Origin of the sequence: Flavobacterium agricola, from assembly GCF_025919725.1 — a bacterium.
Lineage (GTDB): Bacteria > Bacteroidota > Bacteroidia > Flavobacteriales > Flavobacteriaceae > Flavobacterium > Flavobacterium agricola.
Genome location: NZ_CP081495.1, coordinates 1,244,847 through 1,269,403 on the forward strand (window position 1 = coordinate 1,244,847; position 24,557 = coordinate 1,269,403).

The 24,557-nt window shown below is 31.7% G+C and carries 28 protein-coding genes and 3 tRNA genes; 18 read left to right on the top strand and 13 right to left on the bottom strand.

The features are described from left to right. Window positions 1-78: 78 nt before the first annotated feature. Window positions 79-456 (top strand): lycopene cyclase domain-containing protein, encoded by a 378-nt coding sequence (locus K5I29_RS06230; protein ID WP_264435171.1) that lies wholly within the window; start codon window positions 79-81, stop codon window positions 454-456. A gap of 165 nt (window positions 457-621) precedes the next feature. On the opposite strand, the gene K5I29_RS06235 is transcribed toward K5I29_RS06230, so the two are convergent. The 3 genes from K5I29_RS06235 to K5I29_RS06245 form a co-directional block, all read right to left on the bottom strand. Continuing rightward, complete coding sequence (locus K5I29_RS06235; RefSeq protein WP_264435035.1) at window positions 622-969, bottom strand: LytR/AlgR family response regulator transcription factor; 348 nt, start codon at window positions 967-969, stop codon at window positions 622-624. Then, window positions 938-1,315: a LytR/AlgR family response regulator transcription factor gene (locus tag K5I29_RS06240; protein ID WP_264435036.1), complete on the bottom strand. Its 378-nt coding sequence runs from the start codon at window positions 1,313-1,315 to the stop codon at window positions 938-940. The genes K5I29_RS06235 and K5I29_RS06240 overlap by 32 nt, the downstream gene beginning before the upstream one ends. Before the next feature lie 208 nt (window positions 1,316-1,523). Next, window positions 1,524-2,330 (bottom strand): sensor histidine kinase, encoded by an 807-nt coding sequence (locus K5I29_RS06245; protein ID WP_264435037.1) that lies wholly within the window; start codon window positions 2,328-2,330, stop codon window positions 1,524-1,526. Window positions 2,331-2,586: 256 nt separating this feature from the next. On the opposite strand from K5I29_RS06245, the gene K5I29_RS06250 reads away from it, so the two are divergent. The 5 genes from K5I29_RS06250 to K5I29_RS13530 all read left to right on the top strand — a co-directional run bounded on the left by K5I29_RS06250 (window position 2,587) and on the right by K5I29_RS13530 (window position 6,788). After that, window positions 2,587-3,555, top strand: a complete 969-nt coding sequence (locus K5I29_RS06250; protein ID WP_264435038.1) for an SDR family oxidoreductase — start codon at window positions 2,587-2,589, stop codon at window positions 3,553-3,555. Window positions 3,556-3,632: 77 nt separating this feature from the next. After that, a complete protein-coding gene (locus tag K5I29_RS06255; protein ID WP_264435039.1) occupies window positions 3,633-4,364 on the top strand; it encodes a DUF2490 domain-containing protein in 732 nt (243 codons plus the stop codon). Window positions 4,365-4,612: 248 nt separating this feature from the next. Next, complete coding sequence (gene clcA / locus K5I29_RS06260) at window positions 4,613-5,962, top strand: H(+)/Cl(-) exchange transporter ClcA (RefSeq protein ID WP_264435040.1); 1,350 nt, start codon at window positions 4,613-4,615, stop codon at window positions 5,960-5,962. 116 nt (window positions 5,963-6,078) lie between these two features. After that, window positions 6,079-6,291, top strand: coding sequence for a hypothetical protein (locus K5I29_RS06265; protein ID WP_264435041.1), 213 nt, complete (start codon window positions 6,079-6,081; stop codon window positions 6,289-6,291). Beyond that, a complete protein-coding gene (locus K5I29_RS13530; RefSeq protein ID WP_394358599.1) occupies window positions 6,282-6,788 on the top strand; it encodes a GLPGLI family protein in 507 nt (168 codons plus the stop codon). Before K5I29_RS06265 ends, K5I29_RS13530 begins: the two co-directional genes overlap by 10 nt. Window positions 6,789-6,886: 98 nt before the next feature. Here the strand turns inward: K5I29_RS13530 and yfdV are convergent, their stop codons facing one another. Both yfdV and K5I29_RS06275 read right to left on the bottom strand, forming a co-directional pair. Then, window positions 6,887-7,864: a transporter YfdV gene (gene yfdV / locus K5I29_RS06270; RefSeq protein WP_264435042.1), complete on the bottom strand. Its 978-nt coding sequence runs from the start codon at window positions 7,862-7,864 to the stop codon at window positions 6,887-6,889. A gap of 91 nt (window positions 7,865-7,955) precedes the next feature. Continuing rightward, window positions 7,956-9,086 carry a cupin domain-containing protein gene (locus K5I29_RS06275; RefSeq protein ID WP_264435043.1) on the bottom strand — a complete coding sequence of 377 codons (1,131 nt, stop codon included), beginning with the start codon at window positions 9,084-9,086 and terminating at the stop codon, window positions 7,956-7,958. A gap of 1,306 nt (window positions 9,087-10,392) precedes the next feature. On the opposite strand from K5I29_RS06275, the gene K5I29_RS06280 reads away from it, so the two are divergent. From K5I29_RS06280 to K5I29_RS06290, 3 genes are all read left to right on the top strand, one after another. Continuing rightward, entirely contained in the window at window positions 10,393-10,572 is a 180-nt protein-coding gene (locus tag K5I29_RS06280; protein ID WP_264435044.1) for a hypothetical protein, read from the top strand. Window positions 10,573-10,770: 198 nt separating this feature from the next. Further along, complete coding sequence (locus K5I29_RS06285) at window positions 10,771-11,475, top strand: TraB/GumN family protein (protein ID WP_264435045.1); 705 nt, start codon at window positions 10,771-10,773, stop codon at window positions 11,473-11,475. Between the two features lie 3 nt (window positions 11,476-11,478). Then, entirely contained in the window at window positions 11,479-11,829 is a 351-nt protein-coding gene (locus tag K5I29_RS06290) for a hypothetical protein (RefSeq protein WP_264435047.1), read from the top strand. Between the two features lie 177 nt (window positions 11,830-12,006). On the opposite strand, the gene K5I29_RS06295 is transcribed toward K5I29_RS06290, so the two are convergent. The 3 genes from K5I29_RS06295 to K5I29_RS06305 all read right to left on the bottom strand — a co-directional run bounded on the left by K5I29_RS06295 (window position 12,007) and on the right by K5I29_RS06305 (window position 12,276). After that, a tRNA-Arg gene (locus K5I29_RS06295) sits at window positions 12,007-12,080 on the bottom strand. A gap of 24 nt (window positions 12,081-12,104) precedes the next feature. Beyond that, window positions 12,105-12,178: transfer RNA gene (locus K5I29_RS06300), tRNA-Arg, on the bottom strand. A 24-nt stretch (window positions 12,179-12,202) separates the two neighbouring features. Next, window positions 12,203-12,276 (bottom strand) — tRNA-Arg (locus K5I29_RS06305). Window positions 12,277-12,694: 418 nt separating this feature from the next. On the opposite strand from K5I29_RS06305, the gene K5I29_RS06310 reads away from it, so the two are divergent. The 7 genes from K5I29_RS06310 (at window position 12,695) to K5I29_RS06340 (ending at window position 18,284) form a co-directional block, all read left to right on the top strand. Next, window positions 12,695-13,285 carry a DUF1684 domain-containing protein gene (locus K5I29_RS06310; RefSeq protein ID WP_264435048.1) on the top strand — a complete coding sequence of 197 codons (591 nt, stop codon included), beginning with the start codon at window positions 12,695-12,697 and terminating at the stop codon, window positions 13,283-13,285. 2 nt (window positions 13,286-13,287) lie between these two features. Next, a complete protein-coding gene (locus K5I29_RS06315) occupies window positions 13,288-13,929 on the top strand; it encodes a TatD family hydrolase (protein ID WP_264435049.1) in 642 nt (213 codons plus the stop codon). Window positions 13,930-13,978: 49 nt separating this feature from the next. Beyond that, the gene (locus tag K5I29_RS06320) at window positions 13,979-14,695 is read left to right on the top strand and encodes a tRNA threonylcarbamoyladenosine dehydratase (RefSeq protein ID WP_264435050.1); all 717 of its coding nucleotides are present in this window, start codon (window positions 13,979-13,981) and stop codon (window positions 14,693-14,695) included. A gap of 115 nt (window positions 14,696-14,810) precedes the next feature. Continuing rightward, window positions 14,811-15,212: an amidohydrolase family protein gene (locus K5I29_RS06325; RefSeq protein ID WP_264435051.1), complete on the top strand. Its 402-nt coding sequence runs from the start codon at window positions 14,811-14,813 to the stop codon at window positions 15,210-15,212. Continuing rightward, window positions 15,202-16,023, top strand: coding sequence for an amidohydrolase family protein (locus K5I29_RS06330; protein WP_264435052.1), 822 nt, complete (start codon window positions 15,202-15,204; stop codon window positions 16,021-16,023). Before K5I29_RS06325 ends, K5I29_RS06330 begins: the two co-directional genes overlap by 11 nt. A 14-nt stretch (window positions 16,024-16,037) precedes the next feature. After that, window positions 16,038-17,285: an MFS transporter gene (locus K5I29_RS06335; protein ID WP_264435053.1), complete on the top strand. Its 1,248-nt coding sequence runs from the start codon at window positions 16,038-16,040 to the stop codon at window positions 17,283-17,285. Between the two features lie 3 nt (window positions 17,286-17,288). Beyond that, on the top strand, window positions 17,289-18,284 hold the full coding sequence (locus tag K5I29_RS06340; RefSeq protein WP_264435055.1) for a lipoate--protein ligase: 996 nt from the start codon (window positions 17,289-17,291) through the stop codon (window positions 18,282-18,284). Between the two features lie 72 nt (window positions 18,285-18,356). Here the strand turns inward: K5I29_RS06340 and K5I29_RS06345 are convergent, their stop codons facing one another. The 4 genes from K5I29_RS06345 to K5I29_RS06360 all read right to left on the bottom strand — a co-directional run bounded on the left by K5I29_RS06345 (window position 18,357) and on the right by K5I29_RS06360 (window position 21,164). Then, on the bottom strand, window positions 18,357-18,545 hold the full coding sequence (locus K5I29_RS06345) for a cold-shock protein (protein WP_264435057.1): 189 nt from the start codon (window positions 18,543-18,545) through the stop codon (window positions 18,357-18,359). Window positions 18,546-18,555: 10 nt separating this feature from the next. Then, entirely contained in the window at window positions 18,556-18,963 is a 408-nt protein-coding gene (locus tag K5I29_RS06350) for a cold-shock protein (RefSeq protein ID WP_264435059.1), read from the bottom strand. A gap of 317 nt (window positions 18,964-19,280) precedes the next feature. Then, window positions 19,281-20,078 carry a PorT family protein gene (locus K5I29_RS06355; protein ID WP_264435061.1) on the bottom strand — a complete coding sequence of 266 codons (798 nt, stop codon included), beginning with the start codon at window positions 20,076-20,078 and terminating at the stop codon, window positions 19,281-19,283. 6 nt (window positions 20,079-20,084) lie between these two features. Further along, window positions 20,085-21,164, bottom strand: a complete 1,080-nt coding sequence (locus K5I29_RS06360; RefSeq protein WP_264435062.1) for a PCMD domain-containing protein — start codon at window positions 21,162-21,164, stop codon at window positions 20,085-20,087. Window positions 21,165-21,388: 224 nt separating this feature from the next. Between K5I29_RS06360 and K5I29_RS06365 the strand changes: the two genes are divergently transcribed. Beyond that, window positions 21,389-22,237 (top strand): prephenate dehydrogenase, encoded by an 849-nt coding sequence (locus K5I29_RS06365; RefSeq protein ID WP_264435063.1) that lies wholly within the window; start codon window positions 21,389-21,391, stop codon window positions 22,235-22,237. Between the two features lie 35 nt (window positions 22,238-22,272). Here the strand turns inward: K5I29_RS06365 and K5I29_RS06370 are convergent, their stop codons facing one another. Continuing rightward, window positions 22,273-23,319 carry a fatty acid desaturase gene (locus K5I29_RS06370; RefSeq protein WP_264435064.1) on the bottom strand — a complete coding sequence of 349 codons (1,047 nt, stop codon included), beginning with the start codon at window positions 23,317-23,319 and terminating at the stop codon, window positions 22,273-22,275. A 225-nt stretch (window positions 23,320-23,544) separates the two neighbouring features. Here K5I29_RS06370 and K5I29_RS06375 point away from each other — a divergent pair, with 225 nt between their 5' ends. After that, window positions 23,545-24,435, top strand: a complete 891-nt coding sequence (locus K5I29_RS06375; RefSeq protein ID WP_264435065.1) for a 3-hydroxyacyl-CoA dehydrogenase — start codon at window positions 23,545-23,547, stop codon at window positions 24,433-24,435. Window positions 24,436-24,557 lie beyond the last annotated feature (122 nt).

Genomic DNA, 24,557 nt, shown 5'->3' on the forward strand with positions numbered 1-24,557 from the left:
ATTCCATTTTCATGCATTTTTACATATTTTTGCGTAGATAAATATTACAGTCTTAAATATTTACAAGCTTATAACAACATGATTGTTTTTATAACTATAGTAGTTTGTGCAGTTGTAGCCCTTTTAAATACAGATAAAATTTACACATTAGTTACAGCAATTATAACAATAATTTCTGTAATTTATTTACATTTTATAGCTCGTGTTACTTGGATTACCAAAGCTTCTCTGGTTTTTGGTGTGCTTATGCTAGGCTTCTTTCCAGTAGATGGTGTATTAACGGGTTTTGGCTTAGAATCGCCGATTGTTAATTACAATCCTAAAGATTTTTTAGGTATTAGACTACTAACGATTCCGATTGAAGACGCTGTTTATGGTTACACACAATTTCTTTTAATTTTATATTTTTTTAGTATTTTCAGAAAAAAAGTTGATTTTAAATCAAACTCGCAATAACATGTTTTTGTTATTTGCATTTTCACTTTTTAAATTACAAGAAAAAAAGCTGCAAACTAATGTTTGCAGCTTTTGGTTTTTAAAAACTAAAATAATTTTAATCAAAAAAACTTATGTTCCATATTATTTAATTTTAAATTCAAATAAATAATTCACATAAAACTTTTATCCAACCTTTTCCATTCTATCCATAAACTTACGCTTAAAAGTAATTCCGATCGGTAGTTTTTTATCTAAAATAAAAACTTCTTTTTCTGTGTAATCAGAAACTTTGGTCCAGTTTATAGCAAAAGATTTATGAATGCGAACAAACAGTTTTGAAGATAAATCCGATAAAATTTCTTGTGTTGTGGTTGAAGCCAAATAATATTTTGAACCAACAAACACCTTAACATAATTTCCAAAACTCTGAATATAATCTATATCCGATTCAGAAAGTTGTATTATTTGCTTATCAACCTTAATGTTTATTAGTTTAGGTTCAAACAATTCGGTTGGGCTGTGTAATAACAAAAAACGATTTACAGCTTGCTGAAAACGGGTAAGAAATCGGCTTTAGCAAATAATCCACAACATCGTAATTATAACTTTCTAATGCATATTCCGAATAGGCCGTAGTTAATATGGTTTTAGGCGGATTGGGATGTAATTCTAAAAACTCAATACCATTTATTTCGGGCATATGAATATCTAAAAAAAGTAATGCTGCGGTATTATGCTTTAAATACGCTGTAAGTTCTAAAACATTAAAACATTGTGCTACCAATTGCAAATTACTTTCTTTAGCAATATAACTTTTTAGCACCATGTGCGCAGCCGGCTCATCATCTACAATAAAGCACGAATAAACATCTTTCATAGTACTTACAATTTAATTTGTAAAAAGGTTTTAAACAGATTGTTTTGCTCGTTTAATTGTAAAATGTGATTTTCAGGATAAATCATTTGCAACCTTGCTTTGGTATTATCTAAACCAACTTTGGTAGATTGTATAGCATCTTTTTTAGTTGAGATTGAATTACTGATTTTCAGTTCAAGAATTCCATTTTTTACTTCTATAACAATAGTTATAAAACAACCTTCAACGTTTCCGGCTCCATGTTTAAATGCGTTTTCAATAAATGTAAAATAATCATGGGTGCCACATAATATTGTTTGATGTTGTCAATAAAAACATCAAAATCAATCGTACATCGGTGCCCAAAGCGCTCTTTTTCAATAGCAATGTAACTATCAATAAAAGCAATTTCTTCACTTAACGAAACCAAATCTTTTTTACTGTTTTCAACCTGATAACGCAGTAACTCAGAAACTTTTATAACCGCATCTGGCGTACGTTCTGGATGCTCAATGCTTAGCCCATAAATGGTATTTAACGTATTAAATAAAAAATGAGGATTAAGTTGCTTGCTTAACAAATCAACCTGCATTTTTCTTGACAGAATTTCTTTGTCGGCTTCAATACGTTGCTTGTGGTAATACGATACAAAAAGAGAAAGGCCGGTAATACAAAAATAAGAGCCCAACAAAATACCTAATTGGTAATGAAAAGAAAGCTTGGCTGGGTTGTTACTCAAAAAGCAAGTTCTGTATAAAAACAGATGCGTCATTTGGCTTAGAATAAACGAAAAAATTATAAGCCCCAAAATGGTAAGCGCAATGTACATTGATACATTTTGCTTTTTAATTAAAAAAGGTAAGGCAATATAGCGATTAAGCTGTGCATGGGCATAAAGCACCAAATAATAAGCAATTCCGAGAGAAAAACTTGTCATCGATTTGATTAATATCCAATCATTCAGTGCAAAAAGAATAAAGGTAAAAATCAATATTCCTACTTCCAACACCCATTTACGTTCGACAGACAGTTTCATTTTAATTAATTTTTTAACATCAAAGATAAGAAATCTGAATCGTTTTTGTAAGAAATAATGACCAATTCAACTCGTCATTAATCGGACTAAAAATTATGCCTGAAGAATCAGAATCAATAATTTTGAGAAAAGATTTAGTTAGAAACAAGCAAAAAAGTCATTTTTAGAGCTTTTTCAATTTAAAACCCAACGCAAAACGGAGTTAAAACTAAATCAAATTTAAAAGTAAGTGAAAATTCAAAATAGATAATTAGAAATGAAAGATTCAGAAAACAAAAACTCAAGAAGGGATTTTATGAAAAAAGCGGGGTTAGCATCTGCCGGAATTATGGCTGCAGGAGTGCCGCTTAGCGCTCATGCTTCGGAAAAAGAAAGAAAAAAAGATCAGGTAACAAAAGTTGCGGTAATTACTGGTGCAGCTCGTGGAATTGGAAGAGCAACAGCAATTGATCTTGCAAAACAAGGAGTTGATATTTGGGGCATTGATATTTTAGGTAAAATATCAGATTTTGCTAAATACGATCCGGCAACAGATCAAGATATTTTAGAAACTAAAAAACAGGTAGAAGCTATAGGGGTTAAATTTAATTATTCTAAAGCAGATATTAGAGATCTGAACAGACTGAAAGAAGTTGCTGAAGAAATTAAATCAAAATACAAACACATTGATTACTTGGTAGCCAATGCCGGATTACAAACGTTTAGTAAAATTTTAGATTCTCAAACACAAGATTGGGCAGATATTTTAGATGTAAACGTAATTGGTACAGCACATAGTATTATTGCTTTTGCACCATTAATGATTCCTAACAAAAAAGGAAAAATTGTAATTGTAGGATCAACTCAAGGAATGCGAGGCATGTGGAATGGAGCTGCTTATTCTGCTTCAAAATGGGCGGTTGTTGGTTTGGCCAAATCGGCAGCAATCGAATTGGGCGAATACAACATTAACGTAAACGTAGTTGTTCCGGGATTAATTTATACAAAAATGTCTAGAAACCTAAAACGTATGCAAGTTGCTATGGGACCAGGTTACGAAAATGCACAAGTTACAGAAAAAGAAGTAGAAGAAACTTTAAGAAAAAAAGATGTATTGGGCGTGCCTTGGTTAACAGCAGAAGAAGTTTCTCCGGTTATTAGCTTTTTATGCTCGGATGCAGCAAATAAAATTACAGGAGCTGTTTATGATGTGGCAGCAGGAACCAGTACGGTTTATACCTCGTAATTATTCAAATAAATTATTTAAAGCACAAAAACCTCAACCGAGGTTTTTGTACTTTAAAAACAGAAAGTAAATGAATTATGTTACTAAAAAATAGCGTATTAAAAAATAAAAAATGGTTTTGCGGCAAAGCAATAATGGGTTTATTGTTATTTTGTATTTCAGCGTCAAGTTTTGGGCAAGAAACTGCTGCTTGGGCTCATTTAAGCTACAAACAACAAGTAAGCGAAAAATGGGGATATGCTGCCGATTTTCAGCTCCGAAGCGGAACATCTTTAAAAGGCATAAAAACCTTATTGGCCCGTGCGTGGGCTAGTTATTATATAACAGATTCTAAATCAGTAGGATTGGGTTATACGCATTTCGGAAACTGGAATAAGGAACAAAACAGAACCGTTTACAATGCGGAGCATCGTATTTTTGAGGAATTTCAATTAAAAAACAAGCTCGGAAAAGTTGGTTTAACCAACCGATTGCGTTTAGAGCAACGTTTTTTAGATGTAGAACACAAAACCGAATTTAGCCAGCGATTACGTTATTTACTAGGTTTTAACATTCCGTTATCAGCTGTTAAAGTATTTAATCGTCCAACTAGCATCGTGGTTCAAGACGAATTGTTTTTAAACGTGCAAAACAAAAACGCAACTAATGGTAAGTTTTTTGATCAGAACAGACCGTATGTGGGTTGGAGCGTATTATACAACGACCATTTAAAAGCAGAAATTGGATATTATTTTAGAACCCATATTCAATTTCCTAACGAAACAGTTAATATGAATATTTTTCAACTTAAATTAAGTGCAGATTTTTAAAATCTGATTTTATATGTTCCGTTTAAATCCTGTTTTTTTTTATGAGAAACAGTACTTTATTTGCTTTTAAAATTTTGTTACCTACAAGTAAAAAGAATTAAAAAAGCTTTATTTGCACATCGAAGGTTCTTTTCATAATTTTAGCTAACTTAACAAAAGTTTTACATTTGTTTACTTGTTTTATTCTTTACAAAATAAGTACGTAGTACAAATTAAATTATTCTTAAAAAAGTTACCTAATATTTAATATGCAAAGTACAAATTCTGCTATACAATATATAACACAAAAAATTGCAAGTTGGCAAAATCGTTCCCCATTTATCCTTCTATTTCTAGCCGGAATTGTTGGGGTTTTTACAGGCTTATTAGGTTCTTTGTTCCAAATTGGTCTTAACTTAATTTTAAACTGGCATAAAAACTTTTCGCAACATCCAGTTACCTCATCTTCTTATTTCAATTACTTTTTAATATTTACCATTGCTGCTGTAATGGGCGCTTTTTCGTATTATTTAGTTAAAAAATTTGCCCCAGAATCTAGCGGATCTGGTATTCCGGAAGTTGAAGGAGCGCTGCTAGATGAAAGGCCCGTACGTTGGTGGCGCGTTTTACCTGTTAAATTTTTTGGAGGATTAGCTGCTTTGGGCAGCGGAATGATTTTAGGTCGAGAAGGTCCAACCGTACAAATGGGAGCAAATTTGGGTAAAATGACTTCGGATGCTTTTAAACTTAAAGATAAAGAATCACAACATACGCTTATTGCAACCGGTGCTGGAGCCGGAATAACAACTGCTTTTAATGCACCATTAGGTGGTATTTTATTTATTATTGAAGAAATGCATGACGAATTTAGCTACACAAAAACTTCGGTTAAAGCTATTTTTGTTGGTTGTATTACCGCATGTATTACGTATCAATTTATAATGAGTTCGGCATCTATATTAACCTTACCAACCCCAAATAATGTCCCGTTAAATAGCTTATGGCTTTTTATTATTTTAGGATTATTTTTAGGTGCAATTGGCTCGCTATCTAATTTTTTAATTTTACGTACGCGAAGCTATTTACAAGCGTTTTATAAAAAAAACAAATTTAATTTTATAGTAACGGGAGCAGTTTTAGCAGGAAGTTTTGGATTACTATTATCGGTTGCTTCAGCCTTATCAGGCGATGGTTTTGATGTTATTCCAAAAGTTACAGAAGGTTTTTATGCCTTTTATCCATTATTACTCATTTTTATATTCAGGTTTTTTGCTACTGTACTTTGTTTCGGATCGGGTGCACCCGGTGGAATATTTTCCCCAACAATGGCTTTAGGTGCCATATTAGGTGTGCTGTTTGGATTAATTATTCAACAACTTTTACCACAATATGATATTCACCTAAGCTCGTATGCGATTTTAGCCATGGCAGGATTATTTGCAGCAACAATTAGAGCCCCGCTTACCGGAATTGTAATTATTATGGAAATGACCAATGGTTACATGTTAATTTTACCGTTGCTTTTAACCTGTGTTTCGGCAACTTTTATTGCACAAACCTTAGGATCATTACCTTTATATTCTGCCATATTACAAAGCACATTAAAAAATAATAATTAAATGTTTATTAAACCGTAACAATAACCATTAAAACTCGCAATGAAGGTTAATTAAAGTATCTAACTTTGTAGAATAATTTATCTAATCTAAAAAAGACGGAAAATACGATTAATATTATGAAAAAATTAATTTACAAAAGCTGTTTTATTTTTCTTTACGTTATAAATGGTTACGCACAACAAGAAAAGGTTAACGCTAATAATCAAGTTGAAGTTGTTTATGAATACAGCCATTCGTTATCTGAACAAATTGCTTTTGATGTATTATTGTATTGCACAGCATCAAAATCACAATATATTTATGATAGCAAAAGAAAAAAATCAACTTAAGTAATGGATTACGCTATACTGCACCATATCATAATTATGTAACTAATTATGACTTTACTAGCAAAACAATTGAAGAAAATAGAGCATTAAAAGACGGTACGGTATTATATGCTAGATGGGATAATGATTTAGTTTGGGAAATATCTGATGAAGAAAAAACTATTGGTAACTACACGGTACGTAAAGCAACTACAAATTCAATAGAATTAAATAAAAAACACCCTAATTATCCTGGAAAAGTAACCGCTTGGTTTTGTCCTGAAATCCCAATTCCTGCTGGACCCGCACGTTATTATGGACTTCCCGGATTAATTTTAGAGTTAAAGTATCAAAAAGATGGAAGTACTTATAAGTTAAAAAGTATTGAAGGAGCTGATGATTATAAATTTAAAAACATAACAACAGAAAATCAAGTCGAAAAAGAAGATGTAATCTATTTTGAACATAAAAACTCTACAAAAGTTAAAGAAACTCAAAAGCTAAAAAAAAGGAGCTAATCATGATTTAGTATTTTTAAACATAGATGCCCCCAAACAAAAATCTCGCTTATATAAGCGAGTTTTTTGTTTTGATTTATAACGATGTAGAAATTCGATTAACTACTTAAGGTTTTAGCTAAATAAACCCATGCTGGCGCAGCTATTATAAAACCAATAACGCTTACCGCTAAGCTTGAAGTTGCTTGGCGCGTATAAACATTAAATTGACCAGAAATAATTACTCCAGAAAATGCAGGCGGTAAAGCTACTCCTAACACAAGCATTTGTAAGGTTAAACTACTTAAATTAAAAAATAAACCAGCTGCTAAAAAAATAGCAGGCATTAAAACCAATTTAAAAAAGGTATTATAAGCAACTTCCCAATCTAACTCAAATTTATAAGCTGCCAATGTAAGCCCAGCTGCAAAAACTGCAACACTCGAGTTGGCTTGTGCGATTAAATTAAAAGTTGGATCTAATTGAGAAGGAACTTTAATTCCGATTAAAACAAAAACTACAGCAAGAATGGGAGCCCAAACTACCGGCTGTTTTAATGAAGATAGAATAGCATTGCCCTGAGGTGGTGCGGCTTGCCCATCATTTGTTGTTCCTGAACTAGCTTTACCAGCGTTTAATAAGTACAAACCTATCGGAATGGTAATTGCATTTACCACAATAGCAACAATAGCCACAACCAATCCGGTTTCAATTCCGGTTCCAAAAAGCGGGTCTAGAATAGCATATCCTAAAAATCCAATAGTTGGCGAACCTGCTACAAGCGCACAAACTGCTCCTTCTGCTTTAGTACGTTTAAAAAACCACTGAATGGTATAATAAGAAAGCATAAACAAAGCAACAAGCCCTACTAACGATATAAGGCTTAAAGTAGCGTTTTCAAAAAGCATTTCTCTATCTGCCTTTACAATAGAAATAAATAAAGCTGCAGGTAAAGCATAATCTAAAACTAACTTATTTAAAACTTGAGATTGTCCTTCTTTAAAAACATTTTTTTTACCACTTATATACGCAATAGCCATAATAACTAAAATAGGTATTAAGTCGGCAAAAAGCATTTTAGACATAAAATCTTCCATATATAACTCTTTTTAAAATATGTTATAATAAATTGAATAAGCAGCAAGTTTACCCTACTGCTTTATCAGTGCTTTTTTAAAATGATATAGATTATCCTTTAACGATTGTTTGATATTTTTGACGCAATGAACTAATAAATGGTTCTTCAATATCTAAATGTCCTGTAACAAAATCTTTAGGCGTAAGTGCTAACCAGTTGTTAAGTGATACGTCACTATAATGGCTTGTATGGAATACGTTTAGAACGCGTACCGGTTCTGTACCAATATTTTCGATATAATGCGATAATGTTCTTGGAACATAACCTACATCACCAGCTACAAAATCAAATGTTCTTGCATTGTTAACCGCATCAAAAACAGTCATACGTGCATGTCCGCTAATGTAATATTGAATTTCGTCAGCATCAGGATGCCAGTGAATTTCACGCATTCCTCCTGGTTCTAAATCAATAATAAGCGTTGCAAGTTCAGTAGCTTCAAAAGAGTTTTTATCGATTAATTGGGTTGCACCACCTTCAAATTTATTTTTAGGAAATTTAGACGCTTTAAAAACATACTTATTAGTAAAGTTAACAGCTCCTAGTTGTTTTTTAACTTCTTCGAGTGGTCCTGGAGTAGGAAGGCGGAAAATATATTTTTCGCTTGCAGGAATACCATCAAATGCGCTTTCAGGCACACCAAAGTTTTTAGCTAAAACTTCTTTTGGTGTGTGAGCAAAAAGTTCAGTAAGTAAAAGTGTTTGGTTTTCAGAAAAGTTTCCGTCATTAAAAACAAGTACAAACTCAGTACCGTCTTCTAAACCTTGAATAGCATGAGGAAACCCAGGAGGTGCAAACCAAAGATCACCTTCTTCTAAATCTTCAATTAAAGTATTACGTTGATCATCAATTAAATAAAAACGCACCTTACCTTTAAGTACATAAGCCCACTCCCCTTCTTTATGCCAGTGCATTTCGCGTGTAACTCCTTCAGGAAGACGCATGTTAACAATAGCCATTTCTTTTAAGCTTCCCATTTCTCTTTGGGTAACTTCACGAGCCCAACCTCCATCTTCTAAACGCATGTGCGCCATAGCAAAAGGGAACTTTAAATTCGGAATTCCTCCGTTATCAGTTTCTGGTGGTAATAAAATGTCTGGATTTTGTTTTTCTACTTCAGGATTACGAGGCCCAAGAATTGTTGCCCCCTTCGTTCCGCGAATAGGTTGTTGTTCTTTCATAATAAATATAGATTTATAGTTTTATTTTAGAAATTGAGGCGATTAAATAATCAAAATAAAAACGTTAAAAAAACATATTTATTGTTTACTTGTTAAAAGTATTTATAAATATCTGGTTAATAATTACTTAAAACAAAAAACAAAACAAACCAATTGACAACAAACGAGTTCTCAGATTATTAATACAAAAAAAATGAGGTTTAAAATACTTTGTGTAAAAATAATATTTTAAGAAAAAGTAGAAAACTTAAAAAAAGGCAAAAAAAATAAACGAAAATCGTTTATTAAAGATATCAGAAGTAGTAATCTGATGAAAGAATGTTGTGGAAAAATATATCGATATGATATGTATAGAAGTTTAATACATCGCCCAGTTTTATCTGCTTAACAAATGATAAAACCCATTAGTAAGCAATGAAGCATTTTAATTTTTATTAAAATACTTCATATAAACTTGTAAAAGCCAACCATTTCTGCTGTTTGCAATAATTAAATCTTCTAAAGTTGGATTGTTTGGGTAATTTCCTTTTTGTTTTTTTTTCTTGTTTATTCATATTTGTAAATTTTAATGATTAATATTATTTATAAAGTTGATTGTTTATTAACAGAAGGTACAAGTAGTTATTCAATTTAAAATTATACATGCCTGAAGCATAAATAAATCAAATTAAGTAGTACAACAAGTTTCAGAAAACACTAGCTTCTGTTTTTCTAATTTAGTTAAAAATTAGGTGTAAAGTTAAACGTAAAGTTGACATTAGGACCGGTAATTAATTATTACAAGCTTAAACTAACGCAATAAGGCAAAATTGAGGTTTTTTTAAGATTATAAAGTTTAAAATAACTTAGCAAGGTTAGACGGATAAACCTTTATAAAAGCAAATTATTTCGTGAAGTAAAACTTTTATCTATGCAAAGATACAACTTATTTTTAAATAAACAAACTTTTTATTTTTTAAACGTATTCACAAAACTACTATTGACCTGTAAAATAAGTTCTACTTTTAGAAAACAATTTTGAAAATAAATGACTTGCATAAATAAAAAAATCCGCTTAGTTAAGCGGATTTTTTGTGACCTCGACAGGGTCGTAACCTATCAGTTACCCCTCCTATTTTTACTAGGTTTAATGCAATTCAATTTTACACAGGGGGAGCAAGAGGGGTAATTTATTGTAAAAACATTTTAAATGAAATATACTTATTAACGTTTTTTTTCATCTTAAAAATCATATATTATTTGTTTTATAAAAAATATATGTATAAACTCATTCTTTAATAAAACAATTATTAAATATATAATAATTATGAACACTAAGCTAAAGAAGTTTCAAGTAGAAGAGCTTGAGCAAAGATTCGAGATGGGTTGGTTCGTTAACGATTCAACTGAAGTTTCACCTGTAACAGGACAGATGCCAAATAACCTAGAAAGTATCGAAAGACCTTCTGAGACATGGTATGGTATTGGCGTTAAGCATAATTTTTAATTAAAGAATTAAACATGTTGACATTTAAGTTAATGTGTTTAATTTTTTTATGTAAACTATTAACTATTTGATATGAAAAAATATATATTGTAATGTTTCTATTCTCTTATCTTAACATATATTCTCAACAAGAATCTATTTTATGGAAAATAGAAAAAGACTCGATATTAAGTTATATTATAGGTACCAATCATCTATTTGGGGAAAAATTTTAAAAAAAAAAATAAATTTTTGCTCTCTAAAGTTGAAGAAAGCAATTTAGTTTTAGTCGAAAATATCGGAGAAAGCTACCCTATAATTAATGTTAGAGAGAATAATTTATCTACTGACTTTTTAAATCAAAACCAATTAAAATTATTAGAAAATATTATATCAAATAAAACAACAATTAAGAAGCTATCTCTTAAGGAAATTATGATTAAAATAGATGAAGTGTGGGCTAAAAAGTCTTGTTTAAACAATCGGGAAAGAAAAGATTCACTATCGTTAGACGACTTTCTAATCAAAAGCTCTCAAGAAAAAGGAATCAAAGTAGTTGGCCTAGAAGATTTATCTATAACCATAGAATATATTAACAAATATACTTATGAAAAATTCGATGATGACAGATTAAAAGAGATTATTGTTGCAAAATTAAATAACATTAATCAAAATATAAAACACTCAAACTGTAAAATAGAAAAAAAATATAGAACTAAAAGTTATGACTATAATTTCAATAAAAATGTAGAACATCCTATTCTCGCAGAAAGAAACATTAATTGGATGAGAAAAATACCAAGCTTTTTAAATGAATATAAAAAAGTTTTTATTGCTGTAGGTATTGGGCACCTTGATTATGAAAACGGTCTATTAAACTTGCTAAAAAACGAAGGCTATAGTATAACACCTATAAAAATTTAAAATATGAAAAAGTATATTATTATTTTATTTTTTATTTCATTTCACAATATAAATAGTCAAAGCAATAATCATACTAGCTATGATTTAGTGAAAAAAGACAGCTTATTCAAAAATTATATTTTTTTAAAATTACCTATAAGCACAATAGTTAAAAGTAATTTTTCTATATATGATAAAAATACAAGTTTTAATAGCAATTATTATATGACAAAAGATACAATTGAGTTTACAGGCCTTCAAAATATACCTCAAAATAATTTTCCAGGTGTCAAAATAGATTCCTATAATCCTCATGGTACAAATAATATAGGAGCATCTGTTTTTATGGGGATTTTTGATTGGTTAACTAAATAAAGGATAAGTCTTAAATCTCACATAAAATGTATAATTAGGGGTGATTTTTTATCAAGGGATAATCCGAGGGGTAATAAGTATGTCTATAATTGTCCAAAAAATCAAAAGTTTTACCCATAAAAAAACCGCAAAATAGCGGGTTTATAGGATTTCGTAGTAATTCATTCTACAAAGTTGTGACCTCGACAGGATTCAAACCTGTAACCTTCTGAGCCGTAATCAGATGCGCTATTCAGTTGCGCCACGAGGCCAATAAAATGTATTCTAAAAAGTTGTGACCTCGACAGGATTCAAACCTGTAACCTTCTGAGCCGTAATCAGATGCGCTATTCAGTTGCGCCACGAGGCCAATAAAATGTATTCTAAAAAGTTGTGACCTCGACAGGATTCAAACCTGTAACCTTCTGAGCCGTAATCAGATGCGCTATTCAGTTGCGCCACGAGGCCAATAAAACTTACCAAGTAAACAACTAAGTGCTTTTCTCTGTAAGACGGTGCAAATATATAACCATTTTTATTACTGCGCAACCCCTATCTACAAAAGATTTTCAATAAAATTCAGGTTTGTTTATATATAACTGAAAGTCAAAACATTTAAAAACAAAAAAAGTATAAAAAAAATTAAAAATTAAAAAATTGAAAGAATTAAACATGATTAAGCAACAGATATTCATTACAAACTTTTTATCATTTGTTCATATATTTTAAATAAAACAAAAAGTATTAAAAGAACGCAAAATACCTTAATCAATAAATTTTTAGGATTCTTTTTCATAATGTACATTTATTAAATTAATCATTATAAACGCTATTACAACTTCATTAGTATTTGTAATTTACCGTATATTTGCAGAAATATTTTTTTATGAAATTACTTGTTGCTTTATTATTTGCCGTTTCGGTTAGTTACGGGCAATACGATTATAAATTGGTAGAAGATTATCAGAATAATTTAATTCAGTTTTATGCTGATTCTACTACAACTCCATTAAAAAGTGAAGAATTAGCTGCTTTTACCGGCATTCAGTTTTTTCCGGTTAACGAAAATTTTTATGTTCGTGCAACTTTTAAACGTACAAAAAACGAGGTGCCTTTTGCCATGAAAACATCAGGTAAAAAAACACCTATGTATGTTAAATACGGAGAAATATCATTTAAAATAGCTAATAAAAAATACAAGTTAGATGTTTTTCAAAATTTAGATTTGGTACGTAATAATCCCAAATATAGAAACCATTTATTTTTACCCTTTACCGATTTAACTTCGGGCGTAACATCATATGGAGGAGGGCGATATTTAGATTTAACCATTCCAGAAAAAAAACATTTTTGGTTAGATTTTAACAAAGCTTACAATCCATATTGCGCGTACACGCTAGGTTACAACTGCCCTATTCCACCAGCTCAAAACGATTTAGAAGTTGCTATTGAGGCTGGCGTAAAATTTGATAATTAAACATGTGGTACAACGTACATACGCATCAATCTAGTAATCAAAACCAGATAACAGAAATTGTAAACCAATATCCGTTACAAATTATTCATACAGAAAAACCTTTCTCAATTGGCATTCATCCGTTTCATGCTAATTTAAATTCGTTACAAAACGAATTAGAAATTATGGAAAGCCAAATACAGCATAACAACTGCTGGGCAATTGGCGAATGTGGTTTGGATAAAAAAAATAATTGGGATGCTAAAGTGCAACAAACCGTATTTATAGAACAGGTAAAATTGGCCGAAAAATACAACAAACCCGTTATTCTGCATTGCATTTCGGCCTACCAAGAAATTATTCAACTAAAAAAGGATTTAAAAATTCAGGTTCCGTTAATTATTCACGGCTTTGCAAAAAGCAGTTTACAATTGGCGCAAGAGCTGATTCAGAAAGATTTTTACTTATCGTTTGGGCAACATCTTTTAAAAAGTGAAGGATTAGCTCATGTTTTTAAAAACATTCCTTTAAACAGTTGTTTTTTAGAAACAGATTCTATGCCCAACGGAACCATACAAGATATATACAAAAAAGCACAAGCAATACACGGCTTGGAAGTAAACAAGGTTATAGCAAATAACTTTAAACAAGTGTTTAACAAGTAATTTAAAACCGATTTTTCGATCGGCACAAGCATTACAAAATATTATTAAAATGGCAGAGTGGTTAGAAAGAGCCGAATTATTATTTAAAGCAGAAGGTTTAGAGAAACTTAAAAACTCAAACGTACTAATTGTGGGTATGGGCGGCGTAGGATCATTCGCAGCCGAATTTATTGCGCGCGCTGGCGTGGGTAATATAACCATTGTAGATGGAGATACGGTAGATATTACCAATATCAATCGTCAATTACCAGCTTTACATTCAACCGTAGGTAAAAATAAAATTGATATTGTAGGCGACCGATTAATGGATATTAATCCGGAACTCAACTTAACACGCATTAACGAATTTTTAAGCCCTGAACGTGCGTACGAAATTGCTACTACAGATTTTGATTATGTATTAGATTGTATTGATAGCATTTCGCCAAAAATAAATTTAATTAAAGGTGCTAAACACCGAGGTATTAAAGTAATTTCTAACATGGGTGCTGGTGGTAAAGTTTTAGCTAGCAAAGTTGTGGTAAAAGACATTAGTAAAACCGAAGTTTGCCCATTGGCAAAAACCATTAGAAAACGTTTAAAAAAAGAAGGCATTTCATCTGGGGTTAAAGCTGTTTTTTCTATGGAAAAACCAGACGAAAGCAGTTTGAAAATGACAGATGGATCTAACTTTAAAAAATCGTTTTTCGGAACCAACTCTTGGATGCCCGGTTTATTCGGTTTACATACCGCCGAAACCGTAATTCGATATTTGTTAAAAAAATAAAAAAAAACCAAAGTTTATGGAACTTTGGCTTTTTTTTTGCTTGCAAAAATCACAACATAAAAGCAACCCAAACGTTGTATTATAATATATTCCTCATCAAATAAATAACATAAATATGAATCAAAATTTAGCAACAAAACAAATAAAAAATGTTCGTTTAGAGACTAGTTTTTTACAAGATGATGTTGAAGTTACAGCAACTAAAACCGATTTATTTACTTTAGATATTCAAGACGGAAAAATAGTTAAAATTCATCAAGAACCGGCGCAAGCTGATGCCTTTGATGCAAAAGGTAAATTAGCCTTACCGCCCATGCAAGACATGCATATCCATTTAGATAAAACCTATTACGGTGGCGCTTGGAAAGCGCGCTCTAAACGCAACCAAACAGTTCAAGACATGATTGCTTTTGAACAAAAGTTATTGCCTGAAATATTTCCAGAAACCGAATTTCGCGCCAATAAAATTTTAGATTTACAACAAAGCCACGGAACCAATTTTACGCGTGCATTGTAATATAGAACCTACATCAAAATTAGATCGTTTAGCACTTACTCAAAAAGTAATTGAAAACAGAAAAAGCACAATGGATTTTGAAATTGTAGCTTTTCCGCAGCACGGTTTATATTATACCGATTCGCTTGCATTAATGCAAGAAGCTGCTAAAATGGATATTGATTTTATTGGTGGATTAGATCCGACAACCATTGATGGAAATTTAGAAAAAGTAATGGATGTTACCATACAAATGGCATTAGACAACAACAAAGGAATTGATATGCACTTGCATGAAACCGGAGCTTTAGGTTTAAAAACTATTGAATATTTAATTAAGCAAGTAAATCAAAACCCAGCCCTTAAAAACAAAACGTTTGTAAGCCATTCGTATGTTTTAGGAACTTTAGATGTTAAAACTACCGAACGTGTTGCTGAGGAATTAGCACAGGCAGGCATTGGTATTATTTCTACCGTTCCAATTGGTTATTTGGTTATGCCAATTCCTTTATTATTACAAAAAGGCGTTCATGTGACTTCAGGAACCGATAGCGTTACCGATCACTGGCAACCATTTGGTTTAGCAAACATGTTACAAAAGGCTAATGTAATGGCAGAATCTTACGGATTAAACGATGAGTTTGGTTTATCTCGTTGTTTAAAAATTGCTACAAACCACGTAACGCCTTTAAACGATAAAGGACAAGTTGCTTGGCCAAAAGTTGGAGATACAGCAAGTTTTGGATTATATGAGACAAGTTGCTCGGCCGAAGCCGTTGCAAGAATGGCTCCTATTCAAAATCATTTTAGCAAAGGCCAACAGATTTTTTAATACAAAACAATATTATGCAAAACGTACAACAAAGTACCAGACAAAAAAACACACAATATTTATTCATTATCGCCTGGATTTTAGGCTTAATTTTTTATTTTATAGATTATGTAACAAGATCAGCCCCGTCGTTAATGTTTGGCGAATTGGCGAACCTTTGGTCTATAGATAAAAAAGGAGTTGTAAACTTAGTTGGCACCTATTATATAACATACTCCGTTTGTGCCTTAGTTGCCGGAATTTGTTTAGATAAATTTGGAGCCAAATATTCTATGTTCGCAGGTTCTTTTATTTTAGGAATTGGCTGTATTTTATTTGTTCTGTCTTCTGAATTTTCCGGAACCGTTGGTCGTTTATTACAAGGTGCTGGTAGTGCATTTGCCTTTCCGGGCTGTGTTTACTTAATTGCCAAAGGTTTTAGCTCTAAACATTTAGCAACTGCCATTGGTTTTACCCAATGCATCGGAATGCTCGGAGGTGCAGCCGGTCAATTTGCTGCGGGACCAATACTAGAAAGCGGATTAGATTTTAAATCATTCTGGATTCAATCAGGTATTTATTGTATTATTCCAGCCATTGCCATGCTTTTACTTATTCCTAAAAATAATGCTGAAGAAAGAGAAACAGAAAAACAAACTTCGTTTTTAAAGCCATTTAAAATTGTATTTTCTAATAAAGATTCTTGGTTGTGCGGCATCATTTCAGGGCTTTTATTTGCTCCTACTACAATATTTTTCATGACATGGGCAGTAGCTTTTTTTGAAAACGATTTACAAATGGATAAGCACAGCGCCGTTTTAAATGCATCAATGGCAGCATTAGGTTGGGTAATTGGATGCCCGCTTATGGGATATTTAGCAGATAAAATAGGAAAAAGACGTCCGGTACTTATAGCAGGTTGCCTAGGTATGATAATTATGTTATTACAATTAATGTACTTGCAAGATGCGATAAACATAAAAGCTACCGTATTTATATTTGGAGTATTTTCTGGCGTAGCCATGATTCCTTATTCAATCATTAAAGAAGTAAATCCTGATTCTGTAAAAGGTAGTGCAACTGGTGTACAAAATTTCATAACTTTCGGTGTTACCACAGCGTTAGGTCCATTATTTGCGGTACTATTGGGTAATAAAATTGCCAATATTGCAGAACCTATTCAGCATTTTAATCAATCCATTTGGTTTTGGTTAATTGGTACTGCAGTTGCCTTAGTGCTTTCATTATTAGTAACCGAAACGGGTTTAAAAGCAAAAAAATAAATTATGGTATTTATTGACAATCAAGGAATAACAGATCCGAGTATTAATTTAGCAATTGAAGAATTTGCGGTACGTTATTTACCAGCAAATCCTCCTATTTTACTATTTTACATCAACAAACCATCAATAATAATTGGTAAAAACCAAAATACGATTGAAGAGATTAACACCAATTACGTTGCCGACAACAACATTCAAGTTGTACGTCGCTTATCTGGTGGTGGAGCCGTTTATCATGATGAAGGAAACCTAAACTTCAGTTTTATCACCGAAAATGACGGAAAAAGCTTTTCAGATTTTAAAAAGTTTTTAAATCCAATTGTCGAAGCTTTAGCCGAAATGGGCATTGAAGCCGAAGTTAAAGGCAGAAACGATATTTTAATAAACGACAAAAAAATTAGTGGCAATGCACAATTTGCCACTATGGGCAAAATTTTCACACACGGAACCTTATTGTTTAATAGCGATATAGATGAAGTTGTTAATGCATTAAAAGTACGCAAAGACAAAATAGAATCTAAAGGAATGAAATCGGTTCGTAGTCGTGTAGCAAATATTTCTGAATTTTTATCTGAAACAATTACAATTTCTGAATTTAAACAAAAAATATTAACTTCTATATTTAAAACCTCAGCTATAAATCAAATTCCTGAATATCATTTAACCGATGAAGATTGGAAGAAAATTTATGAAATTCGAGAAAACAGATATGCCAACTGGGATTGGAATTACGGCAAATCGCCTATTTCAAGCAGTATTTTTTCTAAACGTTTTCCGAGCGGTGTAATCGACATTCATTTAAATTTAAAACAAGGAATGATTGAAGATATAAAAATTTATGGCGATTTTTTTGGTATTGGAGAAGTGAGCGATATTGAGAATATGTTACGAAATAAAAAATACGATCGTGAGGAATTAAAAGCAACTTTAAAAAATGTAAATATTACACATTATTTTGGAGCAATTACTTTAGATGATTTTATGAACGTATTGTATTAAATATAAAAAGCCATAAATAAGTTATGGCTTTTTTGTTTTTTTAGAAATAAATTTCTAATGTATCCAAAAGTATTATTTTACTCTAACGTTTGTAGCGTTTAAACCTTTTTTACCTTTTTCTACGTCAAAAGTAACTTCGTCATTTTCACGAACTCTATCAACTAAACCTGTAACGTGAACGAAAATTTCTTCTCCGTTAGATTGTGTAATGAATCCGAAACCTTTTGACTCATTAAAGAACTTTACTGTACCTTCTTGCATTGTATTAAATTTAAATTATTTTTTTTATGTTTATAGCCCTAAAACCTTTAGGAGTATCTTGTTTGGTAAATGTTACCTTGTCATTTTTTGCAACTGGTTCAACTAAGTTCAAATAATGAAAGAAAATATCTTCTTTCGAATTGTTTTCAATAATAAAACCGTAACCCTTATCTGAAAAATAACTTACTCTACCTTCAAATATTTCATTCGGGTTAAGCTTAATCTCTTCCTTGACTTCTGCTTGTAAATGTGGTGGCGTTTCGGTTAAATTTCCGTTAGCATCCACATAAATAAACATTTCTTCAAGGCTTTTTCCCTTGTTATTATTTACTTTTCGGTCTTCACGCTTATTTAATTTATCAGCTTTTTTCTTTGCCTTTTTTTTATTGAATTCTTTTTTTGAAAATGAGTCTGCCATAGTTTAGAGTTTAGAATGTTATATTACTATTCCATTAAAAATCTAAAAGAATGACGAATGATTTGCAATAAATTAAAGCACTATCGATTAAATATAAAGCTTAAGGGTAACAAAACTTTTATAGAGAAATATAAAGATTGAATCTGAAGTATTTTAAAACTAAGAAAGGATGTATTCCGTTAAATTTTTATGAAACGTTAAATGTAAATAACAAGTTTTACATTGCAAATATACACTTTTTTTTAAAACATATGTATGTTTTATTTAAAAAAATATAAAATTATTTTGCATTTGCTATTTTATTTTAAATGTGCAATTTATAAAAATACGTAAGCAAAACCAATATTGCCGTAAATATTATACATTTTAAAAGAAATTGCTTCAAAATCATGCTTAAAAACCTGATTATTAGCCATGGTTACATCGGCAAAAATACGCAAACTTTTATTTACTTCAAACTCTGCACCCAACTGATTTCCAAACTGAAAGCGAGCTAAATCATCAGAAAAATCATAAATTCCGCGAGCGGTTCCTTCAAAAACGGTTAGTTCACCAACCGGGGTACCTTCTCTAAAATTACCATCGTAAATATGCCCTTTAAAATTACGATCTATTAAACCTGAAAAATACATACCAGCATAAAAATTCCATTTTGGCGTTGCATTCCAAACTAAAGAAACCGGAAAAGTAATGTACGAATTGTTCATTTCTGTAACAACGCGGCCCGTAAAATAACCTTTGGTTTGCGCGCCGGTGTCATCTTCAATCTGCGTGTAATAATTTTTAACGCGTGCATTGGTTTTCATACCGCGGCCCTCAAAAGCTAATCCGATTCGTAAACCTAACTTTTGGCTGTCTGTAAACCATTTGGTTGCATCTAGCCCTAAACCTAATTGTAAAGTAGGATTATAACTTTCTACCTTTCTAATTTGTGCAGGTAAGCCCAAAGGCGAAGCACCACCAATACTAAATTGAGCTTTTACGCGATATTCGGTATTGGTATTAAAAAAGTTTTTTGTTTTTTGCGGTTCTTCTTCAGTCGTTTGAGCAAAAATCTGTGGTGCAAAACCTAAAAGTGCAAAAAAGCTGAATAATACGATATATTTATTTTTCATGTTCCCTTAGTTATAAATCAATTCCAATTCATCAACAATTAACGTACTTCCAATAGCACCCGTAAAATGAGCTCCATCAATACTAGACGACATAACAATAGCCAAAACATATTCTTTTGTTGGATCAAATGTTTTGCCATTTACCATTTCAAAAGGAAATTCTACTTCACGCCATTCGGTTGTTGGTATTCTAAGTTCGTCAGGAATACGAGCTACAGCAACGTTTCTAGAATCTTTAAAATCGTGATCGCCGTACTGAAAATTATCTTTAGCACGAGATTCAAAAAGAATAGCATAAACGTCAAACGTATCTACTGCACCAGGAACAATTCTAAAATCTTGGTCACGAACTTCAGATCCGGCTGTGTATTTATAATACAAGCGCACCGATTTAGGTAAATCACCTGAATAAGGCAATCCGAATTTAGTAGATTTTAAGGTATTGAATAAATTGGTTTTAAAACTACCTAAAAATAAGTTTCCGGCTGCAATTGGGTTACCGGTTGCAGCTGCAAAACTACTGGTGTAAACGGTTTGCATTTTAGCAGCAAAACCACCCGCACGGCCTTCGGCAACGGTTGTTGGATACTCAAAAGGCGTTTTATTACCGGCAACGGTTACATAACCTGAATTTCCACTGGCCCAATCGTAAACTTTATCTCCATTTCCTCCAATAGTATAAAAACGATAATAACGGTCTTTATCTGTTAGCTCGGCATGATCAAACAAATAAGCGGTACTAAGCTCGTCTACATTAAAACTAATGGTATATATTTTTTTCCAACGATTATCTTGCGCCGTTACCACAGAAATTTGAGACGTGGTATAATCACGAACCGTTCCGTTGGGCGGGTCAATAGTTGCGTTAGGCGATATTTCAAACAACGGCGCTTGTTGCGTTAAATCAACATTAGATTTAACACGAAATTCTACCGATGTATTGGTGATGATTGGATCTGTTTTTAAATATTGAACAGGAATATAAGCTTCAACAATATCAGCATCCGTATCTAATTCTTCATCTTTAATACACGAAGTAAAAAGAAAAGGTGCTACTAATCCGACTAAAAAAAGGTTTTGTTTCATAAAATGAGAGCTGCTATAAAAAACATGTAAAAAATTACTTGCTTAATTGTAACGTGTTTTTGCCTATTTTATTTTTAACTAAAGTACATTTTATCGTTTTTTTATAAAAAAACGTTGTTGATTTTTTTGAAGCATAAATATTGAATTGCCACGAGCGTTCTTATTATATTTGCTTCATACATATTTATACTTTTTACAAGTATTTTTTTCACGTAATTACAAAAATGAAAACAGTTACAATTATAGGTTTAGGGTTAATAGGTGGTTCTTTTGCTTTAGGATTAAAAAGAACTGGTTTAGCCGAAAAAATTATTGGGGTTGATACCAACCCAGAGCACTGCCAAGAAGCTTTAGCGCTTGGTATTGTAGATGAAATTAAGGAACTAAAACCTGCCGTTTTACAAAGCGATTTGGTAATTTTAGCTATTCCGATTAATGCAGCACAAGTTGTGCTACCGCAAATATTAGATTATATTCCGTTAGAAACGTATGTTATGGATATGGGATCTACCAAAGCAGGAATTTGTGCGGTGGTTAAAAACCACCCAAACAGAAAAAACTTTGTGGCTACCCACCCTATTGCCGGAACCGAAAATTCGGGGCCAAAAGCTGCATTTGCTGAATTATTTTTAAACAAAGTTTCTATTATTTGTGATGCGCATTTAAGCAGTGAAAAGGCAGTAAACTTGGTTCGTAAAATATACCAAAACTTATGGACTAATGTAATTACTATGAGCGCTGAAGCGCATGACGAACATATTGCTTACGTTTCGCATTTATCGCACATTACATCGTTTGCATTAGGCCAAACGGTTTTAGAGATTGAAAAAGATGAGAAAAATATTTTTGATATGGCCGGATCTGGATTTGAATCAACCGTAAGGTTAGCTAAAAGTTCGCCCGCTATGTGGACGCCAATTTTTATTCAGAACCGTGAAAACTTGCTTAAAGCGATTGACACGTACGAGAAACAAATTCAGAAAATGCGTGAAATGATAGAAAATTCGGAAGCCGAAAACATTTACGAATACCTATCTCAAGTTAACGATATTAGACGCATCTTAAACAAATAAAAAAAATCGACCATATGGTCGATTTTTTTTATTTGTTATATTTTAGAATCTTTATGAAAACGATTGGCTCTTTTAATAGAAGCTAAATCGTTAAAACGAACACCGCTTGCACGCATAATTTGGTGTGCTTTTTTTCGGGTTAAATGCCTTACATAAAAAGTTTCGTTTACTACAAAATGATGAATGGCATGGGTCCAACCAAAAAAGAAACAGAAAAATTGTAACGGAAAAGTCCACCAAACATTAATAACTTGTGTTTGTTCTACCACATTTCCTTTTTCTACATCGCCAAAATAATGCAAGTTTGATGTGACCAAATGCAAACAAAACTGACGCAATAAGTTTGGAATTAAAATAATATAAATTAACGGACTTAAATACGTTAATAAGCTAGTTAACTGCTCTGGCAAGTAAATACCTAAACCAAAATTAACATCTAAAAAGTTTAATATTAATTGAATAGAAAACAGATATAAAATAAGATGCGATACAATAGTAATCGGAATTAAACCAAAAACACCAGCTTGTTTTATTTTATGTGCAACTTCTATTTTTAAATTGCCGTTTGCAACTTCTTGTTTTATATCGGCAAATAATTTACGCACGCGAATTAAATTACCTAAAACCAAATCTGGAGTAAATAAAAAACGAATAATTCCCCATTTTTCTCCATTGGTTACTCCGCGTTCTTCAATATCATGCAACGTTCCTGAAAAACGATGATGATGAAAATGCAACGTACGTCTAAACCACGGATTTAAAGTTAATGGTCGTAAAAGCCAAACAAACAAAAGCAACAAATTGTGTACAATTTTATTGTTTTTAAAATACATATAATGTATTAAATCGTGCTCTAATTCGTGTAAAACGCCAAACAAAAAAGCATTAACCACAACCAACAACCAGGTTGACACCATATTGTTTAACCATAAAACACTAATGGTTGCACTAAAAATAACGGATAAAGCAAAAATGGAAAACCCAATGGCATTTTGGTGTTTTAAAATGGGATATTTGCTTCTAAAGTTTTTATAGGTTTGTGTAATTTCTTGTCTAATATAAGACGTCGTTTTTTGATACATACATAAACATTTGGTGTAACAAAGCTACTCGATATTATCTGCCCAAAAAAACAAATTACATTATTTTAAAATCATTTAACATTATTAATGTAATAATTCAGAAAAAATATCTTAATCCTATAAAAAAAGAGTTAATCAAGCCTTTAGTTCGCATTATTTTATATCATTTTTTATAAAAAACATACTATTTTAATGACTTTTTGGTTTATATTCAAAAATAGATTCATGAGTTTTAAAAATATTACGGTTGCTGGCAGTGGCGTTTTGGGTTATCAAATAGCATTTCAAACCGCTTTTAAAGGTTTTAACGTTGTAGTTTACGATATAAACGATGCAGTTTTAGAACAAGCAAAAAGCAAGTTTAGCAACTTAAGCGCAGCTTATAAAAAAGACATTCATGCTACCGATAAGCAATTGGCCGAAACGCAAAGCAGATTAACTTACTCATCTAACCTTAGTGAAGCTTTAGCAACTGCTGATTTGTTAATTGAAGCTATTCCGGAAAATCCGAAAATTAAAATTGATTTTTATCAAAACGCCGGAAAAGTAGCACCCGAAAAAACAATTTTTGCAACCAATTCATCCACCTTACTACCTAGTCAGTTTGCTTCGTACACAGGCAGACCAGAAAAGTTTTTAGCCTTACATTTTGCAAATGAAATTTGGATTCATAATACGGCTGAAATTATGGGTCATTCGGGTACAGATCCAGAAGTTTTTAAAGCTGTAGTTGCATTTGCTAAGCAAATTGGCATGATTACTTTACCCCTGCATAAAGAACAGCCCGGTTATATATTAAATACATTATTGGTTCCGTTGTTAGATGCAGCAACTTATTTATTAGTTAATGACATTGCAGATTATAAAACCATTGATAAAACTTGGATGGCTGCAACAGGAGCTCCAGTTGGCCCATGTGGTATTTTAGATTTGGTTGGTATAACTACTGCATACAACATCAATTTAATGGCAGCAGCTAATAACCCGGAAAAAGAAAAAGTAGTTGCATTTTTAAAATCAAATTTTATTGATACCAACAAGTTGGGTATTAACACCGGACAAGGTTTTTATACCTATCCAAATCCTGAATTTGAAGACAAAGACTTTTTAAAATAAAAAAAACTCCTTAACGGAGTTTTTTTTATTTTAACTCTTTCATTAAGATAACTTTATAATAATTATAAGTTTTGGTTTCCTGTAGTTTTTTATTTTTGTTATATACCTTATAAAATTAGAAC